Origin of the sequence: Mammaliicoccus sp. Dog046 (genome assembly GCF_034039665.1) — a bacterium.
Lineage (GTDB): Bacteria > Bacillota > Bacilli > Staphylococcales > Staphylococcaceae > Mammaliicoccus.
This window is the reverse complement of sequence record NZ_CP120131.1, coordinates 661,852-685,281: the sequence shown is the minus strand read 5'-3', so window position 1 is coordinate 685,281 and position 23,430 is coordinate 661,852. Positions and strand designations below refer to the sequence as shown.

Below are 23,430 nucleotides of genomic sequence, written 5' to 3'. Positions count from 1 at the left end.
ACCTCACTTTTTCTATAAAATAAATTTAATTACATATATAAGGAGAACTCACATTGCTTAAAATTTTTAATACACAACTTAATGGCATTTTTAGTAAAATAGATGCTCAAATAGAAGAAATCGAAATAGCATCTCAATTACTTATGCAAGCAGCAAATGGCGAAGGTCATATATTTATTAAGACATTTGATGAAATGAATCATTTATCTGAATTTATGTTATTTGGACAAGAAAGCTTACCACATGCCCACCCCCTTGAAACAACAGATGAAATACAACAAATAGATACAACAGATCGTGTATTACTTGTAGCAAGTCATTTCACACAAGAACTTAATCAATGGATAGATGCTTTAAATGCATCAGATGTAGATTTCGTAGTCATCTCAAATAAAGATAAAGAAAATAAAACACACGAATCACTTATGCATTTCGTTGATTTATCAACACCTAGACCAATCGTACCAACTACAGATTATAGTAAAATTATTACCCCTCATTTAATGGCATTAAATTACATTTATTATATCATGTTTGCAGAAATGTATGAGATAACACAAGATTTAAATGATGAATTATAAAAGATGGTGTTACTTATTAAAATAACCCCGACAAATTGCACAAACAGTTTGTCGGGGTTTAAACTACTATTATTTATTTTTAATACTTGCTTCTACAAATCCTCTAAATAATTTTTGAGGACGTGTTGGTCTAGAAAGGAATTCTGGATGGAATTGACATGCTACAAACCATGGGTGATTTTCTAATTCAACGATTTCTACTAATCGACCGTCTGGGCTTGTTCCTGAGAATTTCATTCCTTCTTCTTCTAGTCTTTCACGGTATTCATTGTTAAATTCATAACGATGACGGTGTCTTTCATCAACTTCTAATTCACCATACATTTTATGAGCAACTGTACCTTCTTCTATCTTACATGGATAAACACCTAATCTTAATGTACCACCTAAGTCTTCGATGTCTTTTTGTTCTGGTAATAAATCGATAATTGGATATGGTGTATTTGGATCTAATTCAGCAGAATGTGCATCTTTTAATCCAACTACATTTCTAGCAAATTCAACTGTTGCTAACTGCATACCTAAACAAATACCTAAATAAGGTACATCGTTTTCACGTGCATATTTAATTGCTAAAATTTTACCTTCAACACCTCTATCACCAAAACCACCTGGTACTAAAATACCATCTACATCAGCAAGTTCTTTTTGATAATTAGATTGTGTTAAGTTTTCGGAATTAATCCATTTAATTTCTACATCAGATTTAAAGTCATAACCAGCATGTTTAAGTGCTTCTGCAACTGATAAATAAGCATCTTGTAAGCTTACATATTTACCTACTAAACCGATTTTAACTTTATCATCTAAATTACGTACTGTATCTAATAATTGATTCCACTCTGTTAATTCAGCTTCTGGCGCTGCTTCAAGTGCTAATCTTTCAATTACTAAATCGTCCATGTGTTGTTCTTTTAATGCTAATGGAATTTGATATAAAGTATCTGCATCACGACATTCAATCACGGCACGTTTATTTATATCACAGAATAAAGCGATTTTATCTCTTAAATCTTCTGTCATTTCATATTCAGTACGAACAACGATTAAATCAGGTTGAATACCTAATCCTCTTAATTCTTTAACACTATGTTGTGTTGGTTTAGTTTTCATTTCACCAGCAGCTTTAATATATGGTAACAAAGTACAATGGATGTACATTACATTTTCTCGGCCTAAGTCACTCTTAATTTGTCTGATTGCTTCTATAAATGGTAAAGATTCAATATCCCCTGTTGTTCCACCAATTTCAGTAATTACAACATCGGCATTTGTACTTTCTCCAGCCATTAACAATCTTGATTTAATTTCATTCGTGATGTGAGGGATAACTTGAACTGTACCGCCTAAGAAGTCTCCACGTCTTTCTTTTTTCAAAACATGAGAATATACTTTCCCAGCTGTTACATTTGAATATTTATTTAAATTAATATCAATGAAACGCTCATAATGCCCTAAATCTAAATCTGTTTCGGCACCATCTTCTGTTACGAATACTTCCCCATGTTGATATGGACTCATTGTACCTGGGTCAACATTTAGGTATGGATCAAATTTTTGAATTGTTACATTTAGACCTCTATTTTTAAGCAGTCTCCCTAGTGATGCTGCAGTGATACCTTTACCAAGAGACGAAACGACGCCACCTGTTACGAAAATGAACTTTGTCATATTTGTACCTCCATTTGATTTTTTAAAAATAAAAAACGCTCCCACTCACATTACTAATAATGTAAGGAGGGAGCGTTGTATTTATACGTTTGTCCTATTTAAAGGAGCCCAAATAAAATATTACCATCTTTCAAAGAAAAGTCAATTAAAATTCTTCTTCCTCTTCTTCTTCGTCCTCATCGTCTTCTTCATCAACGACGATACCCGCTTCATCAAGCTCATCTTCAACTGTTTCGTCTTCTGGATCTTCTGGGTCATTAAGTCCTTCTGAATCGTCTTGGTCAATCGTAATGTCTAATTCTTTAGTTTTATCTTCTTCACCCAGTAAAGAAATTTCAGAATCAGCTTCATCTTCTTCGTCAAGTACGTTGAATTTTTGAATTGTTGGCGCAATTTTTTCTTCGATGTCATCAACTGAATACCAGTCACGAAGTCCCCAAATGTTTTCTCCAACACTTAAGAAACGTCCGTCCGTATTTAAGTCTGTATAAAATTGTAATATGCGATTTTCAATCTCTGAATCTTTATAGTTACCTAATCTTTTAAATTCGTCAATCATATCATATAAATTTGTTTCTTTGCCGTTCTCAGTTAATAAAATATAAGCCATTTCGATAAATGAATGCTCATCTACCATTTGTTTACTGAAATCTTTAAGTTTCATGCTTTACTCTTCCTTTCAACAATCGTACTATTGTCGCGCATTAATATTTATAATCATAACAGTTTACGATTATAATTGACAAGCTGATTTTTAGCAAATGTTTGTTAATACTGAATATATTTCAAAAGTTTAATATAGTCTTCGGATTTTTGAATTTCAACAAAACCTGCTTTATCACATAACGGCTTCAATTTATTATTGGAACCGAACAATGAAATATGAAGTTCTTTTTTATTATTAAAATGTTTTCTAATAAATGTACTTAATTGTCTTAAAGCACTTTCGGCTATACCTTCTTTTCGATCATTCTCATCTACTTCGATGCTTCTAATGTCAAAGTTATCCCCTTTATGTTCTAACACAAGGATGCCTACTTTGTGATTATCTTTCATTAAATGTATATTTTCGAACTCATTATTGAGTTCATCTTCTACTAATTCTAATTTTAATGATGAAACATACTTAGAATCTAAATCTAAATAATATAAGCGTTCTTTACCTAAAGGTCCTTCTTCTTTTGTTGCTGTATGCATAAACCCAGCTCTTTCATACAAATTCCATGCAGCCTCATTTTCAGCATCTACAACTAAAAATAAATGATCAAAATCAGGAAACACAAATTGTACATATTCAGGTAAATTCATCATAATTGATGTGCCATAACCATTACCTTGATATTTCTCGTTAATTGACAATGATCGTATATATACGACATTATCAGGCGTATCATAACCTTCATGTTGATAATATTTATGTAATACAAAGAATCCTACAATTTCATCATCTATATTAACAACAACATTCGGCCTTCTGTCTGGATCATTTATTGCTCCGTCTAACACTTCTTTAGGTAGTGATGAATAAATTTGCTGACGTTCATTTAACTGAAAATCATATAGCGCTTCTCTCATACTTTCTTCAAATGGTTTTATAAAAATTTCACCATATTGTTTTGAATTCATGAATTTTATCCCCCTGTGTGTTTAAATATATCATACCGAACTTCACATTCAATGCGCAATTAAGAACCTAGTAAACATGATTTGATTTTCTGTATATTAAATAGTATGAATTGAAAAGTAAATCAAATATACGATCACCCAAACGATGAACCATATGTATATTTTCAAAGATGCTTTTAAATGTTTGAACACGACATGACTTAAAAAATATGCAATATAACTCGTTAACATAAACCTCAATAACCTCGCAAAGAAACTTACAATGATAAACGTTAAGAAAGAAATACCTTCGTGATAACTTAACATCGCATATAGTTTATAAGGTACCCCAAATAGTGGTGCTTCTATCAATCCAAACACACTTTTTTCTTCTAAAGATGTTCTCACATGTTCAATCATATATTCATGAACAGCTGGTATCTTAAGCATCACGGATTCTACAAATGCCAAGTGATGTGTAGAAATAATGTAAACAATGATTCCACCGATTACTGCTCCAATAATAGCAACCACATTCGCCATTAATAATTTTACTTTGCCTTTATTTCTTACTGCATAAAATGTGAGTGCGACATCAGGAATAAAGAAGAAGATGACCGCTTCTAACAATGCCCATACAAAGATAATTACCATTCTTTGAAGTCACCTTCTTTTCTCAATTCACTCATACGATGATTAAGTTCATCCATAAATGATTTTCTATCATCATCAAATAAAAATGGACGTCCCACAAATATATCTATAAAAAATGGCACAAATAATTTAGACCCTTTAGGTAATGCTTTACCTAAGCCATGTAAAAATAATGGCTGTATCGGAATATCAGGTCTTTCTCTCATTAAATAATATATACCCGATTTATACTTAGATAACTTTTCCGGTTCACCTCTACTACCTTCTGGATAAAGTATGATAATACTCCCGTCATCTAAAGCTTCCACAATCGGTTCAAAAAGCCCTTTAATATCTCGTGTCATTTTTCGTTCGATTGGGATAATATGCATAATATTTAAAGAGAACCATTTTAAGAACTTATTCTTGAAAAAGTAATCTCCTGCCGCAACAGGTCTAACCTTCTTAAACCCTTGGCCCTTAAACAATGAAAGTAACACAAGTGTGTCTAAATGCGAGTTATGATTCGCTATAATCACAACGGGCCCCTTCTTAGGTAGCCACTCTCTTCGACGTATATTTAATCCAAGCACAATTAAAATAATTGGTTTGATAATTACCGTAAATATAATCAGTCTCAACATGTTGGTTCACCCCTTAAAAGTAAAAGAACCTGACAAAATGGAAGAACAGTGGTGCTGTGTAAGTTAAAGAATCTACTCTATCTAATATACCACCATGACCTGGAATTGCTTGAGAAGTGTCTTTAATATTTAAGTCTCTTTTCAGTGCTGAAATATTCACATCTCCAACAAATCCCATAACGCTAATATATATACCGGCAATGATCATGCCTATAAATGAAAACGGCGTTAATAATGGTGCGAGACATAGTGATAATATTGTAGTTGCTATCACGCCACCTACAAAACCTTCCCACGTTTTATTTGGACTTACTTTTGGAACAATTTTATGTTTTCCAAACGCTTTACCAAATAAAAATTGGAATACATCATTTGCTTGCGTTAATATCACTAAAAATAATACAAGACTTGCTCCAGGAACTGAACTTTTTTCATCTGGTAGGACGATTAAATATGCTAAGTGACTTAAACTAAAGACCATTAACATTAATCCCCATTGTACAGATCCCATTGATTGTAAGAATCCTTTTGTTTCACCGACAAATATTGCTTGTATCGGTATAAACAAGAACATATATACTGGTATGAAAATAATAAACATGCCATAAAATCCAAAATAAATAAATGTGAATTGAATTGGAATAGATAAATATGCCCAGAATAAAACTGCTCTATGACTTCGATTTGTCGGTATCAATGAAAAATATTCTTTCAATGCTAGAAAACAAAGTAAGCCTAGGAATATTAAAGATACGGTTGAATGTATTACTAATGCGATGGAGAAGATAATACACATACTCCACCAAGATTTAATACGTAACCTAATTTCAGAGAAATCTTTCTCAGGATAGCGTTTCGTTAAATAAACACTAATTAAACTTGATAATACAAGTACAATAAATACACCGACCATGACAATCATCATCTCATTAGAAATCTTTCCTAAATTCATTATACCGCCTCCTTCAATCCTTTTTTAATTCTGTTATAAATATTAATAATGATTAATATTGAACATATGTAAAATACAAAGTGTAAATAAGGTGCGACATTTAAATGAACAAATATTAAAAAGCTCATCAAACCGATAATGAAGGCTCTGTCACTTTTCCCCATTGGTCCGTCATATCTTCTTGAACTTCCTACTACTTGTACAGTGACACCAGCCATTTCACTTATGATAGACAATGCAATAAAGATAACAATACCTACACCATAATCTTCAGCGATAAATAAGAATGGCATAAATAAACATACATCACTAATCACATCACCTAGTTCGTTTAATAATAATCCTAGTTTGGATTTCATATTGTATTTAGTTGCCATGACACCATCAATAGCATTTAACGCCATTCTTACAAACATGACGATTGGCATTAAAATATAAATCCATTGATTATCATGGAAAACACTTATTAAACCCCCCGTTACAACTGATAAAATAAGTGCTAGCACTGTAACCTGATTAGGTGTCATGCCCATATTACGCATCCACTTTACAGCAGGCATCAGTAAATTTTGAAATTTTGGTTTTATTTCATATATGCTAATCAATTTAAAACACTCCTTATTTTTCTTTCTTTTATATTTTATCACGCAAATATTTAATTTCCATTATACTTTTTGGAAAAATTGTTATTTTATCAAAATCTAATTTTTATAGTATAATGGCACTAATTTATTAATTCATTCAAAGAGGTGTTAGTGTGAAAATAGGCATTGATGCAGGTGGTACACTGATTAAAGTTGTAATCGAAAATGAAAATGAAAGAACGTATAAAAAATGGTTATCAACTGAAATTGATCATGTTGCTACTTGGTTAAATCAATTAAACGATGTGGAAATATTTATGACTGGCGGGAAAGCACAATATTTAGATTCATTAATCAGTCATGAAGTTAAACGGAGTATTGAATTCGATGCAACATATGCAGGTATTCAATTATTTTTAGAAGAGCATGACATACATTTAGATAATTATATTTTCTCGAATGTAGGAACGGGTACATCCATTCATTATGCTACGAAAGAGCAACAAGAACGCGCTGGTGGTACGGGAGCTGGCGGCGGTATGATACAAGGTTTAGGTTATTTACTTACACAAATCAGTGATTATGACCAACTCGTTCAAACTGCGTCTCAAGGTGACAGGGATAAAATTGATTTAAAAGTAAAACATATTTATAAAGGCGACAAAACACCAATATCAGGTGAACTGACTGCTTCCAATTTTGGTCATGTATTACAACACATGGATGAGACTTTCTCAAACGAGGATCGTTTAGCTGCTGTATTAGGTATTGTTGGTGAAACAGTGACTACGGTTTCTATCCATGCTGCTAAACAATTTGAAACTGAAAATGTCGTATATATTGGTTCATCCTTTATCAATAATGATTTACTGCGAAAAATCGTGATCGATTACACAGTATTAAGAGGACTTAAACCATTTTTCATAGAAAATGGAGAATTCTCAGGTGCTTTAGGTTCTATTTATCGATAATTCAATTCAAAAGGAGCTTTCAAATGAAAATAATAGAACCGAAACATAATCAATCGTTCGATTTTATTGAAGATCAAACTTATACACTTTACCAAACGTCGTATAACCTATCGTTCAATAAAACAATCATTAATTTTGATGAAGATACGAGTCAAATTGATACAATTTATTTTAATCAATGTCAATTCGATTCAGTAGACTTCACAAAAATCCATGGCTTAGATATTGTATTTAAAGGTTGTGACTTATCTAACTGTATCTTTAGTGATGCTTCATTAAACAGAGTACACTTTAAAGAATGTCGCATGATAGGCGCAACATTTACAGACCTAACGTTAAAACATGTACAGTTTACAAATTGCCAAATGAAAATGAGTCAGTTTGTAAACTGTAAATTGGATCACGTATTATTTAAAGAAAATCAAATGACAGAGATGTACATTTCTTTTACTACTCAAAAAAATGTAGCAATCACACATTGTGAACTTCAATCTTTAGAAGTTATTGAAACATCCTTCGATCAAATTGATTTATCAACCAATGAAATCGAATCGCTCATGATTCAACCTAATGATTTAAAAGGGGCAACCGTTTCAGAATATCAGGCAATCGACATACTGCCCCTTTTCGGCGTAAAGGTAACTTAAAAACAGGTGATAAAAATGGAGAAAATGATAAGTATTTTAAAACATTTTGGATTAAGTGAATACGGTGCAAAAGCTTATGTAGCTTTAGTCCAAAATCCAGGTATAACCGCTTATAAACTCAGTGAGATTTCAGGTGTACCTAGGTCGAAAATATATGAAGCATTAAACAAAATAGAAGAACAAGGCATTGTATATATCAACTTTCAAGATAATAAGAAATACTACTTTGCCTTGGATCCAGAACAAACAATCAAACTATTCGAGAAACAACAACAAGAAGCACTATCAACATTAGAACAAGAAATAGCCAAATTAAATACAGATACGCAACACGATGCAATACAAATCGAAGTACTTACTCACGCATCAGCGATATTTGAACACATAAAAAATATTATCCATACAGCTGAAAATAAAATTACCGTTTCCATTTGGCCAGATCTGTACAATATTATTCAAGAAGAAATTGAAAATCACATCCAACTACAAGGCATCACATTTAAAGTCGAACAACCAGGATATGATATACTCAATCACAGACCAACCAATTATGTTAAAAACTCAGAAGCACTAAAACCATTTATTATCATTATAGATCACACATATATGATATACGGGCAAACAGCAGAAGATAATATGCGTGCGTATATAAGTAGAGACCTCACACAAATAAAAATGATGAAAGACTACATTTGGCATGATGTCCTCGTTAATAAGTACTTAAATCAAAATAATAGTGAAATAGAACAAGAAATAACCCTTAAGAGAAAATCCTTTTTCTCTTAAGGGTTATTTCGATTCATTAAAAACTACGTTGGGATGTAGTAACTACTTTGGTAGTTACTAATAATTTATCAAACAATTTTACCATCGTCAACATAATAAAAATTCTTCTTTTTAATACTCATTAATGTGGAAGAGCTAAATAAATTTCACCCACTAAAAAAAGACTTCTGCATCTTTTGCAAAAGTCTTTTTATCTAGCTTATTATTTAACACGGCATTGCATTTAATACTGCTTTCGGATCAGTAACTGTACCAATCATACCTGATTTCAAGTTAACACCAAGTGCAATATCTTCTTGTTTCAAGTCTACTAACCATTCTTCAAATACGTCTGTTTCTATTTCTATAATTTCGTATTCATCAAAGTCTTCTCGTCTTATCTTTTCTGCTAACTTTCTCGTACTCCAAACGGTCATCATATCTGGCAAGCTTTCATCTTCTTCAGAAATAATGATGAATTGTTTTTGTCCTTTGACTGTTAATCCGTAAACATATTTTTCTTTACAGATGTCTTCAGCAAATTCTTCAATTCGTATATCGTCTAGTTCACTCATAATTTCTTCAATAAATGGTATTGCTTCTACTTCTATCCCCTTATTACTTTCAAATCGATCCACGATGAATTGGTCTCCTTCATCTAGGATTTCGTCCATTTCATATGTAACAAATCGATCTAAATCAAGTTCCATGATTTTATCAAACTGAGTGATGTTTGATTCTTCTAAATATGATTGTGCATGTGCTTCTTTTGACCAAATTAAACGGATGTCGTTTTCTTGATCTCTTAAGATTTTACGATCGATTAATATGACGTAAAATTTTTCCCTGGCTAGAATTTGTTTGAACATGGACATATCTTGTATAGCCATTGTCATACCACCCTTATTTTTATATTTAATCCTTATAAAATATATTATATTTAAAAGCGTGAAGTCAATATAAATTTAAGCGTTCAATTGTATTTATGTTTATACTTATTTTTCGCTTATTTCTTTTATAAATGCTTGTTCTTTTTCAAGTGCAATTGACTCATTTTCAGCATGCCATATACCTGCAAATCGGGACTTTACTTGCTCGTCTTTAAACCAATCTCCATCATAGTAAGATAATGGGTATAAATAGCCTTCTCTTATGTACTTTTTAATTGTTTCTAAGAAGTGTGCATTATTGCCTTTGGAATGGTAACTTAAAAATTTATGATACCCTTCTTGTAAACGTTCTTGAAGTAACAATAAACTTGTAGAACCATTTTGTCTAAAGTTCAAATCAATGGCATATACGTCTTCATTCTTATCAATGAGTAAATCGAATCCTGACACACCCGTATAACCATGTTCAACGCCATTCTTCATAATTTCATATCCCGCTTCTATTACACTTTCAGGCACTTCATTCAAATTGACATTGCCATTATAAAATCCATATTTATCTGTTAGTTGTTGAACGGCACCTAAATATTGAATACCTTGTTCTTTACTATAACTATACTGCACACAGTAATTTTGAATTTCTTCAATAAATTGCTCAATGATGATATTTTTTGTTTCAGTTGCTGCATTGATTCGTTTTATCGCTTGATTTAAATCTTCTTCATTGTAACAAATCATCACGCCATATCCGCCTGCTGTTGGTAACTCATCACCTGGCTTAATGACAATCGGTAACGTCCATTGTTTCACTCGATTTTCAAAGTCTTCCACATTAACAATTTCTCTTTGTGGTAAATATTTACCACCTGTCCATTGTTCAATTTTTGTCTTATTATTTAAATCGATGAATGTTGATTTGTTAACCGCATATGATTCTGTTTCACAAAGATGGTCACCATGAATATATTGAAAGAAGATTTTCTTATTTTGGTGACATAATTGTTTAATAAGTGCTTCATATGATGATTGATCATAGAATGTGTGAATGTTATTCGGTATTTCTAGCGCTACTAGACTTAATAGGTCTTTCGCATTTTTTGTTATACATGCTTCATGTACAATCATAGGCATATCACTAATGATAAGTTCTCTAGCTGTTAAAAAATTAGACTGGGCTTCCTCTGCTTTTAACCAAGGATTATCCTCATATGAAGGTCGTGCATTATAAATCATATCTTCTTCATAAATGTCTTTCAAAGTTAAAGGTAATGATTTCCTATATTCTTTTTTCATAGTAATTTCTCCCTTAATGTTTGATGATGCTGGATAATTTCATTTCTAAGGGACGCGTTCTCTATCAGTTCTAAACCCATTGATGCTAAAATTTTCGCACCGCTTATCAATGCTTTATCGCCTTTTTGACTGGCAGCTGCCTGACAAAATTCTTTCGTATGTCCGACTAAATCTGAAGGTCCAATTTTTATATGTGGATGTATAGTCGGTACGATATGACTCACATTCCCTGTATCAGTCGATCCAAAACCAAAATCATCTTCAATTACTTCTTCTCCTATTTCTTCTGCATGTTTTCTAAATAATTCGTCTAACGGTTTGTTAATAATAAATTCATTTACACCATTTTGAATTGGTCGAAGCTCGTACGTTCCACCTGTTTGAATCGCTGCACCTTCAGCAATTTTTCTTACTTTATCCGTTAACACATCTAAAGATTTACGAGAAGTTGCACGTGTATAAAATCGTGCATGTGTATAATCAGGGATAATATTTGCTGCTTCTCCACCGTTTAAGATAACACCATGCACTTTATCCGTTTTCTTAATTTGTTGTCTAAGCATACTTACGCCATTAAAGAACGATAACATTGCGTCTAATGCATTAATTGCTTCGTCTGCATTTTCAGATGCATGTGCACTTTTCCCATAAAATTTAACGTCAAATACATCTACCGCTAATGAAGGCACGGTTACGTAAGTTTCGTGACCAGGATGAACCATGAGTGCAACATCAAGATCATCAATTATGCCTGCTTTAACATAACTTGCTTTCGCACTACCATTGACGCCACCTTCTTCAGCTGGACAACCAAGAACAACGACTTTCCCACCTATTTCGTCTATCACTTTTGATAAACTAATGCCTGCGAGCACACTTGAAGTACCGATAATATTATGACCACATGCATGTCCAAGTCCCGGCAAAGCATCATATTCTGCTAAAAATGCAATCGTCGGTCCTTCTTTGTTTGTATCATATGTAGCAATAAAACCTGTAGGATGTTTAGCAATATTTGTCTCTATATTAAAGTGATGTTTTTTTAATTGATCACTTAATAATTTTGAAGCAAATACTTCCTCATTTCCTAATTCAGGTCTTTCATGAATTTGATGACTCATTGATAAATATAAATGTTTATTTTGTTCTATATAATTAATAATATTTTGCGATAAATTACTCATTTCCATTCACCTTTCCAAAAGAAAAGCGCACTTCTTGTTAAGGAGTGCGCCAATCAATCATTTATCTCTCAGTACGTTACTGTAGGAATTGGCACCTTTCCGTTATGGGAGGTTGCTGGACTTCATCGGGCCCATCCCTCAGTCTCTCTGGATAATTCGTATGAAATTTGTTTTTAATTCTAACTTTATCACTCGGATATGTCAATGTTTTGTAGCAATATCATTAGAATTTAAATACCATTTTTCTGCCTTTTTCTCAAATTCTTTAATCATGCTATCTTTTCCTTTATAATATGCTACGCTATCATCTGGATAGTCCAAGACTAAATCATGCTTTAATCTGCTATAACGTTCTCTTTCACCATTAAACGTTCTTAAATAATCTCTAAAGGATAGTAATCTCAAAATGTGTGGGCTACCCTCATCATATATATGTAAATGATGCGATACCGCACCATATTGATCATACTTCTTAAAATACCTATTTCCGATAACGCCTCTTTCTCCTTTAGACTCATACCCTAAAACTGAAAGTTCATGTGTAAATGCATCTATTGACTGACTATCTTTCACAACGATTAATATATCTATAATTGGTTTCGCAGATAATCCAGGAATCGCCGTTGACCCAATATGTTCAATACTGACACTATGCTCTTTCAACAATGACTGTAAATACTTCTTCTCTTCTAGAAAAAGATGTTGCCATATACTATCGTATGGGACTACTTTTAACCTTTCCATATTATCACCTTATTTCGGAACAATTTATTACATTATCTTATAAAGTGACCTATAAAGAAAGCAATAAATCTGAATTGATTGTTTTTTCAATTTTTACTTGATATAATGATGCCGAAATCAAAGGAGGAAGTATCATGACAAAAATGAATGTTGAAAGTTTTAATTTAGACCATACAATCGTTGAGGCACCGTTTGTAAGACTTGCAGGAATTAAAGAAGGATTACACGGTGACGTGATTCATAAATACGATATCCGCTTTAAACAACCTAACAAAGCACATATGGAAATGCCTGCTTTACATTCATTAGAGCATTTAATGGCAGAAAACATTAGAAATCATACAGATAAAGTTGTCGACGTTAGCCCAATGGGATGTCAAACAGGTTTTTACGCTTCATTTATCAACCATGATGATTATGATGATGTATTAAATATCTTAGAAGCAACATTAAAAGATGTTGAACAAGCAACTGAAGTACCAGCTTGTAACGAAGTACAATGCGGTTGGGCAGCTAGCCATTCATTAGAAGGCGCGCAACAATTAGCAACTGAATTTTTATCTAAGAGAGATAGCTGGAAAGATATCTTTAAAGAAGATTAAAAAAAGAACTCGGATTAATTCCGAGTTCTTTTTTTATGGACTATTGTATATTCAGTCCATTTTCGCGCTAACGAGATTGTTTTCACTTTCTGTCTCGTTAGATTTTCTAACGGGATTGTTTTTTAAAACTATCTCATTAGCGCGTTATTTTCTCACTTTTTGTAGGTAATCGAGTCTTTTTAGTGCTCTATTTAACCTCTAACGAGATTGTTTTCACTTTCTGTCTCGTTAGATTTTCTAACGGGATTGTTTCTCAGAACTATCTCGTTAGTCGTTCTCAATGTTGCTTGTCAGCCTCCACTTGCAATGTTCAGCGCATAAAAAAATGAGGCTGGGACATAATAAATGTCTCAGCCGTTTTTAGTATCTAGTCATCCTTGCCGGGGCGGGAATACGAAATCTTTTTTATATAAATTAGATTTCTGTCCCGCTCCCACTCTGAAAGAACTCGGATTAATTCCGAGTTCTTTTTTTATTATTCAGCGTCTACGCCCATTTCTTTTAAATAACTTTTACCGAATTTCGGCAATGTTACATTAAAGTTATCAGCAATTGTTGCGCCGATTGAACTAAATGTTGTATCTCCTGATAATGCTTTGTATTCTTCAATACTTGGACTAAACATTAATAATGGTACATATTCACGTGTATGATCTGTTCCTGGTGCTGTTGGATCATTTCCATGGTCCGCTGTAATGATTACTAAGTCATCTTCTTTTAAAGATGATTTTAACTCTTCTAAACGATTATCGAAGTCTTTAATTGCTTGTGCATATCCTTCTTTATCACGTCTATGCCCATAAAGTGCATCAAAGTCTACTAAATTCAAGAAGCTTAATCCAGTGAAATCACTGTTTACTACTTCAATCAATTTATCCATACCGTCCATATTATCTTTTGTTCTAACGGATTTTGTAACACCTTCACCATCATATATGTCGTTAATTTTACCGATTGCTATCACATCATAGTTAGCATCTTTTAACGTATTCATGACTGTATTACCGAATGGTTTCAATGCATAATCATGTCTGTTTGATGTACGTGTAAAGTTACCTGGCTCACCTACATAAGGACGTGCAATGATTCTTCCGATTAAATATTTAGGATCTTTCGTTAATGCTCTTACTTTTTCACAAATATCATAAAGTTCTTCTAACGGTATGATATCTTCATGTGCTGCAATTTGTAACACCGGATCAGCTGATGTATATACAATTAAATCTCCTGTTTCCATTTGGTGTTGACCAAACTCATCAATAATCTCAGTACCGGAAGCTGGTTTATTAGCAACTACTTTACGACCTGTTATTGATTCTATTTCTTTAACTAATTCATCTGGAAAACCTTCTGGATAAACTTTAAATGGTTTATCAATATTTAATCCCATGATTTCCCAATGACCAGTCATTGTGTCTTTCCCAACTGATGCTTCACTTAATTTTGTATAAAATGCTCCTGGCGCTTCGACACTATTCATATTTGGTAATGGTTCAATATTGGCTAATCCTAATTGTTCAAGATTTGGTAATGATTCATTAAAACCTTCAAGTGTATGTTTTAATGTATGAGAACCTTCATCACCAAACGCTTTTGCATCAGGTGCTTCACCAATTCCTACTGAATCCATGACGATTAAATGAATACGTTTAAAACGATTTGTCATTTGGCACACTCCTAATCTGTAATTACTTTATGGATTAAAGTTGGTTTCACTTGCTCATCTGATATTGTAATGTTCTCTAAGATTTTAGATTTAACTTGATCCACATCTTCACGATTTGCATATATCGTTACTAAAGATTCACCTTTTTCTACTTTATCTCCGACTTTTTTATTTAATACTAATCCTACTGCCAAGTCAATGATATCATCTTTTGTTGCTCGTCCTGCACCTAAAAGCATTGATGCGACCCCAATTTCATCTGCAACGATATGAGAAACATATCCAGCTGTTTCTGCTTCAACTTCGATTTTATATTGTGCTTGTGGTAATTTACTTAAATCATCCACAACACTTGCATCTCCACCTTGGTTTTCTAAGAACACTTTAAATTTCTCTAAAGCTTTACCATTTTGGATTACTTCTAATAATTTTTCTCTTGCTTCATCTAACGTTTCTGCTTTTTTAGCTAAGACAACCATTTGAGAACCTAATGTTAATACAAGTTCTGTCAAGTCTTCTGGTCCTTCACCTTTTAACGTTTCAACAGCTTCTTTCACTTCTAAAGCATTCCCGATTGCTCTTCCTAATGGTTGACTCATATCAGAAATAATCGCCATTGTATTTCTGCCCACGTTATTCCCTATTTTAACCATTGCATGTGCAAGTAGCTCAGAATCTTCAATCGTCTTCATAAATGCACCAGCACCAGTTTTAACATCTAATACAATTGCATCTGCACCTGCTGCAATTTTCTTACTCATAATAGATGACGCAATTAAAGGTATTGAGTTAACAGTACCAGTAACATCACGTAAGCCGTATAACTTTTTATCTGCAGGTGTTAAGTTCCCTGTTTGACCAATAACTGCAACTTTATCTTTATTAACTAAATTAATAAATTCTTGTTCAGTAATTTCAACATGGAATCCTTCTACCGCTTCTAACTTATCGATTGTACCACCCGTATGTCCTAATCCACGACCACTCATTTTAGCAACAGGTACATCTAATGCTGCAACTAAAGGTGCCAATACTAATGTTGTCGTATCACCAACACCGCCTGTTGAATGTTTATCGACTTTAATACCATCAATATCAGAAAGATCTATTTGATCTCCTGATTCAACCATTGCCATTGTTAAGTGCGCACGTTCTTGATTGGTCATATCTTGGAAAAATATAGCCATCGCTAAACTTGAAGCTTGATAATCTGGAATATCTCCTGATGTGTAACCTTTGATGAAAAATTCTATTTCTTCTTTAGTTAATTCTTTCCCGTCACGTTTCTTAGCTATAATATCTACCATTCTCATAATGTTTACCCTCCTGAATATATATGAATACGCTTACTTAAATTTCAAAATATTAAAGGTACAAAAAACGTACCTTTAAAGTATTAATAATCAGAATCTGATGTTTCACCTTGTAAAATTTTAACCCCTGCAGATGCACCAATACGTGTAGCACCTTGATCTATCATAGATTTAACATCTTCATATGAACGAATACCACCTGATGCTTTAACACCTAAATCAGGACCAACAGTTTCTCTCATAAGTTTAATATCTTCTGGTGTTGCGCCCCCTGTAGAAAATCCAGTTGATGTTTTAACGAAATCAGCACCAGCAGCTACTGCTAATTCACATGCTCTTACTTTTTCAGCATCTGTTAATACTGAAGTTTCAATAATGACTTTAGTTGTTACGCCGTTTGCAGCTGCAACGACACTTTCAATATCTTTCTTCACAACATCATCACGGCCATCTTTCAATGCGCCAATGTTGATGACCATATCAACTTCGTTAGCACCCTTTTTAATTGCATCTTCTGTTTCGAAGCCTTTAACTTCACTCGTGCTTGCGCCAAGTGGGAAGCCTATTACTGTACATACAAGTACATCTGAACCTTCTAATACTTCGCTTGCATGTGCAACGTGTGTTGGGTTAACACAAACAGATTTAAATCCAAATTCCTTTGCTTCAGATAATAATGCATCAATTTGTTCTAAAGTTGTATCTGGCTTTAATGCAGTGTGATCGATATATTTTGCTAGTGTCATCATAACTCCTCCTAATATGTTTGTTATTAATTACATTATAACCCATTCGTGAACATTTGTAAATTCATACAAGAAATTATGTTCATCAATCTAACAGCGCTTGTGCAGTATACTGATCCGTAATTAATATATTACTTAGTCCTCCAGTCAAAGCACCTCTGATTGCGTTAATCTTATGTTCTCCACCTGCCACTAAAATTGTACGCTCGATTTCTTTTAAGGCATCCAATTCTATTCCCATCGTACGGTCATTGATTGCCTGATCAGCAACTGAACCTTCCTCATTATAGAAACGAGAACAAATATCTCCAACAGCATGTTGCTTCAATCTTTCCTTCTCTAATTCATTCAAAAATCCTAATTTAAATAATAAAGATGAATCTCTTACCGTACCTACTGTAAAGACTGCAAGATCAACTTCTCTACCTTGTTCTAAGATCGATTTAATATAGCGATCTTTCTCAACCATCTGTTTGACCTCTTTGACATCAAATATCACTGGTAATGGCAGGTCGATTGGTGAGGCGTTAAACACTTGAGCAAAAGTTTCTAATATTTGATGACTTCTTGTATCTACATGAGAAAAACTAATACCACCTTTCAACTGAATGATACTGACATCTTTTAAAGCACTCGGTTGTAAATACTTCGATAATTCGTACATCGTCTTACCCCAACTCACACCGATTTTATCTCCGCTTTTCACATTACGATTGATATATTCAGCTGCCCTTTTAGCAATTGCACTTTGCACATTTACATAATCATTGTGCGATGCGTGTTCAACAACACACGCTTTTAAATTATATTTTGACTTTATTAAATCAGCTAAGCTTTCTGCATCTTCATAAGGATCGTCTATTTTAATTTTTACGAAACCATGTTCTTTAGCATAATTGAGTAGCCTAGAAACCGTTGGCCTCGAAATTTCCAACTTCTTTGCGATTTCTTCCTGACTCATCGCTTCGTGATAATAAAGCTTTGCTATTTTTATGCTGTCTTTATTCTTTTGTAAATCCATCCCTACTCACCACTTTCTTTCACTCTTATCGTACAAAAATTCGCAAAAAATTGAAACAAATGTTATCTTTAAATTGAAAATACTTTTTATATTTAAAGGAGAAGATAGTTATGACTCAAGGCACACCACACATTCAACCAAATGGTGTAAAAATCGCGAAAACTGTACTAATGCCGGGGGATCCATTACGTGCAAAATTTATCGCAGAAAATTTCTTAGAAAACGTTGAACAATTTAACGATGTAAGAAATATGTTAGGATACACTGGAACATATAAAGGGAAAGAAGTTTCAGTAATGGGTTCAGGTATGGGGATTGCTTCAATCGGCATCTACTCATATGAACTTTATAATTTCTTCGATGTTGAAACAATTATTCGTATCGGTTCATGTGGCGCAATGCAAGAAAACATCAACTTATATGACATCATCATCGCTCAAGGTGCATCTACAAACTCACGTTACGTAGATCAATTTAATATTCCAGGTTACTTTGCACCAATCGCTGACTTTAATTTAGTTTCAAATGCTAAAAATAAAGCAGACGAAATCGGAGCAACAACACATGTAGGAAACATTTTCTCAAGTGATATTTTCTATAATGCTGATACAGAAGTAACAAGTAAATGGGCTAGATTAGGAATACTAGGGGTAGAAATGGAATCAGCTGGATTATATGTAAACGCCGCTGCTGCCGGTAAAAAAGCACTAGGTATCTTTACTGTAAGTGATCATTTACTAAGAGACGAAGCAACAACAGCAGAAGAAAGACAAAATTCATTTACACAAATGATGGAAATTGCCTTAGAAATCGCTGAATAAATCTTTTTTAGATATATAAGTAGAAAGAGGATGAGACTAGGTGTCTCATCCTCTTTCTGTTTTGATTGTTGAATGTTGAGATTGGGCCATGTCGTGAGTTAACTCCTTAGTTAATCCAAGACTAAATATACTCACGTTCAAAAATTCTATTCTACTCCACATGCTTCTGCGACAACTTCTACTATATGTTTGACTTCTATTGTATGTTCTAGATTTTCATTTTTAACGCCTAATAGCATTTGTAAATGACATCCTGGGTTTGATGTAATAATCAGTTGTGGCTCTACTTTTTTAACGTGTGTCATTTTCCTATTTAATATATCCATCGACGCTTCGTAATTTACGATATTATATATTCCTGCCGAACCGCAACATATATCTTTTTCTGGTAAGATTTTATATTCTAATCCTTTTATTTGTCTAATGACATTCTCTGGTTCTTTAAAAACTTGTTGTACATTTTGTAAATGACATGATGGTTGATAAATTGCTTTTTTATTAATTTCATTTGTTAAATTAAGATCTAATTGATCGAATATAACTGAGATGTCTTTTACTTTTTCTACAAATTGTTCTGCACGTTTGTTCCATTTATCATCATGTCTCAACAAATGGTCATATTCTATTAACGACGCGCCACAACCTCCGATTGCATTAACATAATAATCAACATCATATTTTTCAAGTGCTTCGATATTCATTTTTGCTAATGTTTTTGCCTTATCCATTTCACCGGCATGATGTTGTAAAGCGCCACAGCATGTTTGCTGACTTATTTCCACAACTTGTATATCATGCGCTTCTAATATTTTAATTGCCAAGTCATTAATATTTGAGAAGAATGCATCCATCATACATCCTCTAAAAAATCCTATCGTTGTTTTCTTAGTTCTAAACGGTTTGTTCACATGGTTCTTTTGCTTTTTAACTGGTGGTAATATTTTAGCCATGTTCCCTAATCTATCTGGTAGTATGTCTAACATTTTTGTATTTGTAATGGCTTTATACATGAATGGCGTATGATAAAGTTTTAACCCTTTATACATTAGCGTTAACATGTAATTGCGTTCTAGAAATAGTGACATAATTTTGCTATCTAATTTTTTATTTCGATTTTCTCTCAATACCGATACTGCTGTTTCATAAATATCACCGTATTGAACATTGGTTGGACAAACAGTTTCGCACTGTCTACAACCTAAACATAAATCTATTGCTTCTTCTAGGTCTTTTAACTTAGCCTTGCCTTCTACTGCATATTTAACGAGATTAATTCTTCCTCTAGGAGAATGTTTTTCTTCTTTCATAGTTAAGTAAGTCGGGCATGACGGTAAACAAAATCCACACTGAACACAGTCAAAAGTCGCATCATAGTCAAGTTTCTTAATTAATTCACTCGTCATGAACTAACACAAACCTTTCATTCTCGTCCGGAAATATCTTTCCTGGATTCAGACGATTATTAGGATCGAGTGCTTTCTTAACACCTTTCATAAAAGCCATTCCTGCTTCATCAAACTCATTATACATAAAAGGCTTTTTAAACAATCCTATTCCATGTTCACCACTTAAAGTACCGCCTAATTTCAAAGATGCTTTAAATATTTCAGCGACTGCTTGTTCTGCTTTTTTAAGTTCTTCAGGTTTACGTTTATCAGTAATAATATTAGGATGTAAATTCCCATCACCTGCATGTCCAAATACAACTAAATTCAAATCAAATTCTTGTCTAATACGTTCGATTGATTTAAAGAATTCTGGAATCTGACTGACAGGTACACTTGTATCTTCACTAATTTTAGTTGGTCCAAATTTTACAATTGCCGGGGAAACTAATTTTCGAACTTCCCATAATTCAGAAGCTTGATGTTTATCTCGTGCGACAATTACTTTACATCCAGGCAACGCTTGGCAAGTCTCTTCTATCACTTTCATTTCCGCTTCTAAAGCGAGCGGATGACCATCTAATTCCACTAATAAAACGGATTCTGCATCATTCGTAACATGTTCGATTGGATGCGTTGATAATACTGCATCAACACAATATTTATCCATAATTTCAATTTTCGAAGGTAATATACCAGACCTTAAAATTTTCGAAACGGCTCTACCAGAAGTAACAAAGTCATCGAACTGAAGCATTGCTGTTTTTGTATCAATTGGCTTTGGTATCAATTGCAAAGTTGCCTTCGTAATTATACCTAGCGTTCCTTCTGAACCAATCATTAACTTTGTCATATCATAACCAGTGACATTTTTAACCGTACGACCACCCGAACGAATAACGTCTCCATTAGCTGTTACAATTTCCAAACCAACAACATAGTCTTTCGTCACGCCATATTTCAAACATCTCGGTCCACCTGCATTCTCAGCTAAATTGCCTCCAATTGTAGATATGCTGGAACTCGATGGATCTGGTGGATACATTAAACCATAAGACTCTGCAATTTCATGTATTTTTGCGGTAATGACACCAGGTGAAACGTCCATCATTAAGTCATCTTCATACACAGTTATGTCGTTATCCCATCTTGAAAAATCTAATACTATCCCTCCATTTACAGGTAATGGTCCCCCACTTAAACTCGTTCCACTTCCTCTTGGATAAATAGGTACATCAAATTGATTACTTAATTTCACAATTTTAACGACTTCATCTGTAGACATTGGCTGACAAATAATATCAGGCATATATTCTCCAAACGACGCATCATAGCTATAACTCGAAAGATCCGCAACTTCTTTAGATACATGCCCCTTTTTCAATGCATCTTGTAAAGCAACAAATAATTCTTCCATTACATCGCCCCCCTTATTCCGAAAATATTTTCTGAATATTTCAATATTAATCATATCACTTTTGTTCTATTTAAATCAAAAGCCACATAAGGTTTTATCCTTATGTGGCTATAGAATGTGATCAACCAATATTAATATTTAAAATGCACTCTAACGGGATTGTTTTTCGGAACTATCTCGTTAGCACCTTAAACACTAGCTTTTTTCATCATTTTCTACTTAAAATCAGGATTTTTGACCGCTAACGAGATTGTTTTCACTTTCTATCTCGCTAGATTTTCTAACGGGATTGTTTTTCAGAACTATCTCGTTAGCACCTCATACTTTAGTTTTTTTCATCGTTTTCTACTTAAAAACAGCATTTTTGACCGCTAACGAGATTGTTTTCACTTTCTATCTCATTAGAATTTCTAACGGGATTGTTTTTCGGAACTATCTCGTTAGCGCCTTAAACACAAGTTTTTTTCATCTTTTTCTACTTAAAAACAGGATTTTTAACCGCTAACGAGATTGTTTTCACTTTCTATCTCGCTAGATTTTCTAACGGGATTGTTTTTCGGAACTATCTCGTTAGCCACAAATCTCAAACATTTTTTGCGCTGACTCCCACGGAAAGCATACGCATAAAAAAATGGGAGCGGGACAGAAATCTAATTTATATAAAAAAGATTTCGTAGTCCCGCCCCGGCAAGGATGACTGCCAAGATACTAAAAAGAGTCTGGGACATTACATTATGTCCCAGACTCAAGTTTCTATTATCCTAAGAAAGATTTTAGCATCCAGTTATGTTTTTCTAAACTTGTAACCATTGATAATAACATGTCTCCCGTCATGTCATCGTTTAATTTTTCAGCTAATTGTATTCCTTCTTCAAGTTGAGCGATCACTGTTGTGAAATCTTTAGAAAGTTGCTCAACCATTTGATTAGCTGATAAATTTTTCTCAGCTTCTTCTATTACTGACCATTCTAATGCTTCTTTCAATGTAGCAATAGGATGACCTTCAATTGCTAAAATTCTTTCAGCTAAGTCATCTATATAAACACTTGCTTCATTATATAATTCTTCAAACTTCTCATGTAATGAGAAGAAGTTTGGCCCCTTAACATACCAATGGTAATTGTGTAATTTCGTATATAAAACTGTCCACTCTGCTACTTGTTTATTTAATACTTCTATAACTTCTTTATTGTTTGTCATTCATCTTCACTCCTCAATTTGATTTGTTAATTTATACTCATTATTATATTATAATGATTCTAATCTGTCAATTCATTTTACACCCTTATTTAGAA

24 protein-coding genes and 1 riboswitch are annotated in these 23,430 nt (G+C 33.3%); of the genes, 6 read left to right on the top strand and 18 right to left on the bottom strand.

Features of this window, described 5'->3' with window-relative positions:
* Positions 1–53: 53 nt before the first annotated feature.
* A complete protein-coding gene (locus P3U32_RS03335) occupies positions 54–581 on the top strand; it encodes a DUF2529 family protein (protein WP_323704210.1) in 528 nt (175 codons plus the stop codon).
* 69 nt (positions 582–650) lie between these two features.
* Here the strand turns inward: P3U32_RS03335 and P3U32_RS03330 are convergent, their stop codons facing one another.
* The 7 genes from P3U32_RS03330 to P3U32_RS03300 form a co-directional block, all read right to left on the bottom strand.
* A complete protein-coding gene (locus tag P3U32_RS03330; RefSeq protein ID WP_323704209.1) occupies positions 651–2,252 on the bottom strand; it encodes a CTP synthase in 1,602 nt (533 codons plus the stop codon).
* A 145-nt stretch (positions 2,253–2,397) separates the two neighbouring features.
* On the bottom strand, positions 2,398–2,916 hold the full coding sequence (gene rpoE, locus P3U32_RS03325) for a DNA-directed RNA polymerase subunit delta (RefSeq protein ID WP_323704207.1): 519 nt from the start codon (positions 2,914–2,916) through the stop codon (positions 2,398–2,400).
* Between the two features lie 104 nt (positions 2,917–3,020).
* Positions 3,021–3,878, bottom strand: coding sequence for a GNAT family N-acetyltransferase (locus P3U32_RS03320; RefSeq protein WP_323704205.1), 858 nt, complete (start codon positions 3,876–3,878; stop codon positions 3,021–3,023).
* A gap of 96 nt (positions 3,879–3,974) precedes the next feature.
* The gene (locus P3U32_RS03315; RefSeq protein WP_323704204.1) at positions 3,975–4,511 is read right to left on the bottom strand and encodes a hypothetical protein; all 537 of its coding nucleotides are present in this window, start codon (positions 4,509–4,511) and stop codon (positions 3,975–3,977) included.
* On the bottom strand, positions 4,505–5,134 hold the full coding sequence (locus P3U32_RS03310) for a lysophospholipid acyltransferase family protein (RefSeq protein WP_323704202.1): 630 nt from the start codon (positions 5,132–5,134) through the stop codon (positions 4,505–4,507). Before P3U32_RS03310 ends, P3U32_RS03315 begins: the two co-directional genes overlap by 7 nt.
* Before the next feature lie 13 nt (positions 5,135–5,147).
* Positions 5,148–6,086, bottom strand: coding sequence for a phosphatidate cytidylyltransferase (locus P3U32_RS03305; protein ID WP_323704200.1), 939 nt, complete (start codon positions 6,084–6,086; stop codon positions 5,148–5,150).
* Positions 6,086–6,691: a CDP-alcohol phosphatidyltransferase family protein gene (locus tag P3U32_RS03300; protein ID WP_323704199.1), complete on the bottom strand. Its 606-nt coding sequence runs from the start codon at positions 6,689–6,691 to the stop codon at positions 6,086–6,088. The genes P3U32_RS03305 and P3U32_RS03300 overlap by 1 nt, the downstream gene beginning before the upstream one ends.
* Positions 6,692–6,843: 152 nt before the next feature.
* Here P3U32_RS03300 and coaW point away from each other — a divergent pair, with 152 nt between their 5' ends.
* The 3 genes from coaW to P3U32_RS03285 are packed head-to-tail and all read left to right on the top strand — an operon-like array spanning position 6,844 to position 9,074.
* A complete protein-coding gene (gene coaW / locus P3U32_RS03295; RefSeq protein ID WP_323704197.1) occupies positions 6,844–7,641 on the top strand; it encodes a type II pantothenate kinase in 798 nt (265 codons plus the stop codon).
* A gap of 23 nt (positions 7,642–7,664) precedes the next feature.
* Positions 7,665–8,288: a pentapeptide repeat-containing protein gene (locus P3U32_RS03290; protein ID WP_323704195.1), complete on the top strand. Its 624-nt coding sequence runs from the start codon at positions 7,665–7,667 to the stop codon at positions 8,286–8,288.
* A 15-nt stretch (positions 8,289–8,303) separates the two neighbouring features.
* Positions 8,304–9,074, top strand: a complete 771-nt coding sequence (locus P3U32_RS03285; protein WP_323704194.1) for a TrmB family transcriptional regulator — start codon at positions 8,304–8,306, stop codon at positions 9,072–9,074.
* Between the two features lie 206 nt (positions 9,075–9,280).
* Here P3U32_RS03285 and P3U32_RS03280 read toward each other — a convergent pair whose 3' ends face one another.
* From P3U32_RS03280 to P3U32_RS03265, 4 genes are all read right to left on the bottom strand, one after another.
* Entirely contained in the window at positions 9,281–9,943 is a 663-nt protein-coding gene (locus P3U32_RS03280) for a DUF2750 domain-containing protein (RefSeq protein ID WP_323704193.1), read from the bottom strand.
* A gap of 105 nt (positions 9,944–10,048) precedes the next feature.
* Entirely contained in the window at positions 10,049–11,236 is a 1,188-nt protein-coding gene (ldmS, locus tag P3U32_RS03275; protein ID WP_323704192.1) for an L-aspartate--L-methionine ligase LdmS, read from the bottom strand.
* Positions 11,233–12,420 carry a M20 family metallopeptidase gene (locus tag P3U32_RS03270; RefSeq protein ID WP_323704190.1) on the bottom strand — a complete coding sequence of 396 codons (1,188 nt, stop codon included), beginning with the start codon at positions 12,418–12,420 and terminating at the stop codon, positions 11,233–11,235. Before P3U32_RS03270 ends, ldmS begins: the two co-directional genes overlap by 4 nt.
* Before the next feature lie 58 nt (positions 12,421–12,478).
* A riboswitch (SAM riboswitch) is annotated at positions 12,479–12,578 on the bottom strand.
* Between the two features lie 43 nt (positions 12,579–12,621).
* Positions 12,622–13,164, bottom strand: coding sequence for a GrpB family protein (locus tag P3U32_RS03265; protein WP_323704189.1), 543 nt, complete (start codon positions 13,162–13,164; stop codon positions 12,622–12,624).
* Between the two features lie 134 nt (positions 13,165–13,298).
* Here P3U32_RS03265 and P3U32_RS03260 point away from each other — a divergent pair, with 134 nt between their 5' ends.
* Complete coding sequence (locus P3U32_RS03260) at positions 13,299–13,766, top strand: S-ribosylhomocysteine lyase (protein WP_323704188.1); 468 nt, start codon at positions 13,299–13,301, stop codon at positions 13,764–13,766.
* 475 nt (positions 13,767–14,241) lie between these two features.
* Here P3U32_RS03260 and deoB read toward each other — a convergent pair whose 3' ends face one another.
* From deoB to P3U32_RS03240, 4 genes are all read right to left on the bottom strand, one after another.
* Entirely contained in the window at positions 14,242–15,432 is a 1,191-nt protein-coding gene (deoB, locus tag P3U32_RS03255) for a phosphopentomutase (RefSeq protein ID WP_323704186.1), read from the bottom strand.
* Between the two features lie 11 nt (positions 15,433–15,443).
* A complete protein-coding gene (locus P3U32_RS03250; protein ID WP_323704185.1) occupies positions 15,444–16,745 on the bottom strand; it encodes a pyrimidine-nucleoside phosphorylase in 1,302 nt (433 codons plus the stop codon).
* A gap of 83 nt (positions 16,746–16,828) precedes the next feature.
* Positions 16,829–17,491, bottom strand: coding sequence for a deoxyribose-phosphate aldolase (deoC, locus tag P3U32_RS03245; protein ID WP_323704183.1), 663 nt, complete (start codon positions 17,489–17,491; stop codon positions 16,829–16,831).
* 85 nt (positions 17,492–17,576) lie between these two features.
* Positions 17,577–18,512 carry a DNA-binding transcriptional repressor DeoR gene (locus P3U32_RS03240; RefSeq protein ID WP_323704181.1) on the bottom strand — a complete coding sequence of 312 codons (936 nt, stop codon included), beginning with the start codon at positions 18,510–18,512 and terminating at the stop codon, positions 17,577–17,579.
* 110 nt (positions 18,513–18,622) lie between these two features.
* Here P3U32_RS03240 and deoD point away from each other — a divergent pair, with 110 nt between their 5' ends.
* Positions 18,623–19,333, top strand: coding sequence for a purine-nucleoside phosphorylase (deoD, locus tag P3U32_RS03235; RefSeq protein ID WP_323704180.1), 711 nt, complete (start codon positions 18,623–18,625; stop codon positions 19,331–19,333).
* Between the two features lie 146 nt (positions 19,334–19,479).
* Here the strand turns inward: deoD and P3U32_RS03230 are convergent, their stop codons facing one another.
* From P3U32_RS03230 to P3U32_RS03220, 3 genes are all read right to left on the bottom strand, one after another.
* A complete protein-coding gene (locus tag P3U32_RS03230; protein WP_323704179.1) occupies positions 19,480–20,736 on the bottom strand; it encodes a (Fe-S)-binding protein in 1,257 nt (418 codons plus the stop codon).
* Positions 20,726–22,135, bottom strand: a complete 1,410-nt coding sequence (locus P3U32_RS03225; RefSeq protein ID WP_323704178.1) for an FAD-binding oxidoreductase — start codon at positions 22,133–22,135, stop codon at positions 20,726–20,728. The genes P3U32_RS03230 and P3U32_RS03225 overlap by 11 nt, the downstream gene beginning before the upstream one ends.
* 756 nt (positions 22,136–22,891) lie before the next feature.
* A complete protein-coding gene (locus tag P3U32_RS03220; protein ID WP_323704177.1) occupies positions 22,892–23,335 on the bottom strand; it encodes a Dps family protein in 444 nt (147 codons plus the stop codon).
* Between the last annotated feature and the right edge of the window lie 95 nt (positions 23,336–23,430).